4 protein-coding genes and 1 pseudogene are annotated in these 3,129 nt (G+C 76.5%); 4 read left to right on the forward strand and 1 reads right to left on the reverse strand.

Annotation, left to right across the window (positions count from 1 at the left end; translation table 11 throughout):
* Positions 1-45: 45 nt before the first annotated feature.
* Genes dhaK through EF903_RS30965 form a run of 3 tightly spaced genes read left to right on the forward strand, consistent with a single transcriptional unit; the run spans position 46 to position 2,108 of the window.
* Positions 46-1,050 (forward strand): dihydroxyacetone kinase subunit DhaK, encoded by a 1,005-nt coding sequence (gene dhaK / locus EF903_RS30955; protein ID WP_125548297.1) that lies wholly within the window; start codon positions 46-48, stop codon positions 1,048-1,050.
* Between the two features lie 60 nt (positions 1,051-1,110).
* Entirely contained in the window at positions 1,111-1,707 is a 597-nt protein-coding gene (gene dhaL, locus EF903_RS30960; protein WP_125548298.1) for a dihydroxyacetone kinase subunit DhaL, read from the forward strand.
* Positions 1,704-2,108 (forward strand): PTS fructose transporter subunit IIA, encoded by a 405-nt coding sequence (locus EF903_RS30965; protein ID WP_125548299.1) that lies wholly within the window; start codon positions 1,704-1,706, stop codon positions 2,106-2,108. The genes dhaL and EF903_RS30965 overlap by 4 nt, the downstream gene beginning before the upstream one ends.
* A gap of 70 nt (positions 2,109-2,178) precedes the next feature.
* On the opposite strand, the gene EF903_RS30970 is transcribed toward EF903_RS30965, so the two are convergent.
* Complete coding sequence (locus EF903_RS30970; RefSeq protein ID WP_125548300.1) at positions 2,179-2,562, reverse strand: RNA-binding S4 domain-containing protein; 384 nt, start codon at positions 2,560-2,562, stop codon at positions 2,179-2,181.
* 134 nt (positions 2,563-2,696) lie between these two features.
* Here EF903_RS30970 and EF903_RS30975 point away from each other — a divergent pair.
* Positions 2,697-3,091: pseudogene (locus EF903_RS30975) on the forward strand (molybdopterin-binding protein).
* Positions 3,092-3,129 lie beyond the last annotated feature (38 nt).

Raw genomic sequence — 3,129 nt, forward strand, 5'->3', positions numbered from 1 at the left:
GTCCAGCCGCACCGCCCCGCCGCCGCTCCACCCCCGGGAGACGCCATGAGGATGCTGATCAACAGTCCCGAGACCGTCGTCGCCGACGCCCTGCGCGGCATCGCGGCCGCCCACCCCGACCTGGAGGTCGACGTCGAGCGGCGGATCGTCGTACGGCGCGACGCGCGCGAGGGCGGACGCGTCGGCCTGGTCTCGGGCGGCGGCTCCGGGCACGAGCCGCTCCACGCCGGCTTCGTCGGCCCCGGCATGCTGTCGGCGGCCTGCCCCGGCGAAGTGTTCACCTCGCCCGTGCCGGACCAGATGCTGCGGGCGGCCGCCGCCGTCGACTCCGGGCAGGGCGTGCTGTTCGTCGTGAAGAACTACACAGGCGACGTGCTGAACTTCACGATGGCCGCCGAACTCGCCGAGGAGGACGGCATCCGCATCGAGCAGGTGCTGGTCAACGACGACGTCGCGGTCACCGACAGCCTGTACACCGCGGGCCGGCGCGGCACCGGAGCGACCCTGTTCGTCGAGAAGACCGCCGGAGCGGCGGCCGAGGCGGGGGCCCCGCTGGAGGAGGTCGCGGAGATCGCCCGCCGGGTCAACGCGGCCTCGCGCAGCTTCGGCGTGGCGCTCAGCGCCTGCACGACGCCCGCCAAGGGCAGCCCGACCTTCGACCTTCCGGACGGCGAACTGGAGTTGGGCATCGGCATCCACGGCGAGCCGGGCCGCGAGCGGCGCCCCGTGATGCCGTCGCGGGAGATCGCGCGGACCGCGGTGGGCGCCGTCATGGAGGAGCTGGACCGGATCGCGCCGCAGGACGGGCCGGTCCTCGCCCTCGTCAACGGAATGGGGGCCACCCCGCTGCTGGAGCTGTACGGGTTCACCGCCGACGTCTGCGCGGTGCTCGCGGAGCGGGGCGTGCAGGTCGCCCGGACGCTCGTCGGGAACTACGTCACCTCGCTGGACATGGCGGGCTGTTCGGTGACGCTCTGCCGCGCCGACGAGGAGGTGCTGCGGCTCTGGGACGCGCCCGTGCGGACGGCCGCGCTGCGGTGGGGCGTCTGAGCTTGAGGCGGCGGTCGGGACCGGCGGCCGGCCGGTGTGGTGCGAGGCGAGGAGACCGAGTTGCGTGACACTGACTTCTTCCGGCGCTGGATGGCGGCCGCCGCGGCCTCCGTGGAGCGCGAGGCGGACCGGCTGACGGAGCTGGACTCCCCCATCGGGGACGCCGACCACGGCAGCAACATGCTGCGCGGTTTCACGGCGGTGCAGGCCGCCCTGGAGTCGGAGCCGCCCGCCACGCCGGCCGCGGTGCTCACTCTCGCGGGCCGGACCTTGATCTCGACGGTCGGCGGCGCCTCCGGCCCCCTGTACGGGACGCTGCTGCGCCGCACCGGCAAGGAGCTGGGCGACGCCGCCGAGGTCTCCGACGAGGACCTGCGCACGGCGCTGGACGCGGGTGTCGCCGCGGTCGCCGCCCTGGGCGGCGCCGCGGCGGGCGACAAGACGATGCTGGACGCGCTGCTGCCCGGCGTGGCGGCGCTCGGCACCTCCTACCGGGCGGCCGCGGACGCGGCGGAGGCCGGGGCTCTGGCCACGGTCCCGATGCTCGCCCGGAAGGGCAGGGCGAGCTACCTGGGCGAGCGGAGCATCGGCCACCAGGACCCGGGGGCGACGTCCTCGGCGCTGCTGCTGGCGGCCCTGGCGGAGGCGGCCGGATGAGCGGCGGGCCGGTCGGGATCGTCCTGGTGTCGCACAGCGCACAGGTCGCGGAGTCGGTCGCGGAGCTGGCCGCCGGGCTGGCGGCGGGCGGGGCGGTGGCACCGGTCGCCGCGGCGGGTGGCACTGCGGACGGGGGCCTCGGGACGAGCGCGGAGCGGATCGCGGCCGCCGCGCGGGAAGTGGACCGCGGGGCGGGCGTGGCCCTGATCGCGGACCTCGGCAGCGCGGTGCTGACGGTGAAGGCGCTGCTGGCGGACGACGAACTGCCGCCGCAGTCACGCCTGGTGGACGCCCCCTTCGTGGAGGGCGCGGTGGCCGCGCTCGTCGCGGCCTCGTCCGGGGCCCCCCTGGACGCCGTGGCCGCGGCGGCGCAGGAGGCGTACGACTATCGCAAGGGCTGACCGCGCGGCGGGGCGGGGCGCCGGGGCAGGAGCTGCCGCCCCCGCCGTGCGCCCCGCCCCGCCGCCGGGGTCAGCGCCGGCGGAGCTGGTCGAGTTCGCGCCGGTCCCGCTTGGTCGGCCGGCCCGTACCGCGGTCGCGGATGCCGACCGCGGCCGCCTCGACGGGCGTCGGGGGCGGCGGGCTGTTGTCGATGAAGCACTCGGCGGCCACCGGCGCGCCCACCCGCTTCGCCACCGGCCGCCGGACCACCACGATCCGCTCGCGGCCCGCGTGGAACAGGCGCACCTCGTCCCCCGCCTTCACGGACTGCGCGGGCTTGGCCCGCTCTCCGTTGACCTTCACATGGCCCGCGCGGCACGCGGTCGCCGCGATCGAGCGGGTCTTCGTCAGCCGGACGGACCAGATCCAGGCGTCCACCCGGGCCGTCCCCGATTCGGTTGCTCCCTCTGCCATGGCACGACTCTAGCGAGGGGAGGCGCGGAAACCGGAACGAGTTTCGGCGGATGCCACAACCGATGCCGCATCTGCCATGTGTTTCCTCCGAAGACAATTGCACATGCGCCACGAGGCCGCCTACGGTGTCGCACATGCAGACCCACACCATCGGCCAGGCGGCGCGCCTGCCGGGCGCCGGCCCGGACACGGCCCGCCGCCTGGCCGACGCCGGCCGGGGCGCGAGCCACCGCGACGCCTCCGGCCGGCGGGTGATCGACGGCCGCAACCCGGCCGCCTTCGCCGTCGAGGCGGGCCGGGGCTCCGCCACCGATGACCGCACACCGCACACCTCGGCCCGCAGCGCCTTCCGCGGCACCGCCACCGCCGTGCGGCCCGGCGACGTCGCCGCCCGGATCGGGATCAAGGCCGGCCCGCACCGCATCGTCCCGCTGCCGACCCGGGAGGCCGTCGCCGAACTCGGCCCGGCCACCGGCATGCGGGCCACCCCCGCGTGAAGTCCACCGGCGTCCCCCTCGCCCGCGCCTGACCGGCCCGCAAACCCGCACGGGCGCGTCCCGTCCGTCC

Origin of the sequence: Streptomyces sp. WAC05292 (assembly GCF_003949955.1) — a bacterium.
Classification (GTDB): Bacteria; Actinomycetota; Actinomycetes; order Streptomycetales; family Streptomycetaceae; genus Streptomyces; species Streptomyces globosus.

Bases quoted from the DNA above. Each gene is read 5' to 3' on its own strand.
- dhaK (WP_125548297.1), top strand. From the start codon at position 46: ATGAGGATGCTGATCAACAGTCCCGAGACCGTCGTCGCCGACGCCCTG.
- EF903_RS30965 (WP_125548299.1), top strand. From the start codon at position 1,704: ATGAGCGGCGGGCCGGTCGGGATCGTCCTGGTGTCGCACAGCGCACAG.
- EF903_RS30970 (WP_125548300.1), bottom strand. From the start codon at position 2,562: ATGGCAGAGGGAGCAACCGAATCGGGGACGGCCCGGGTGGACGCCTGG.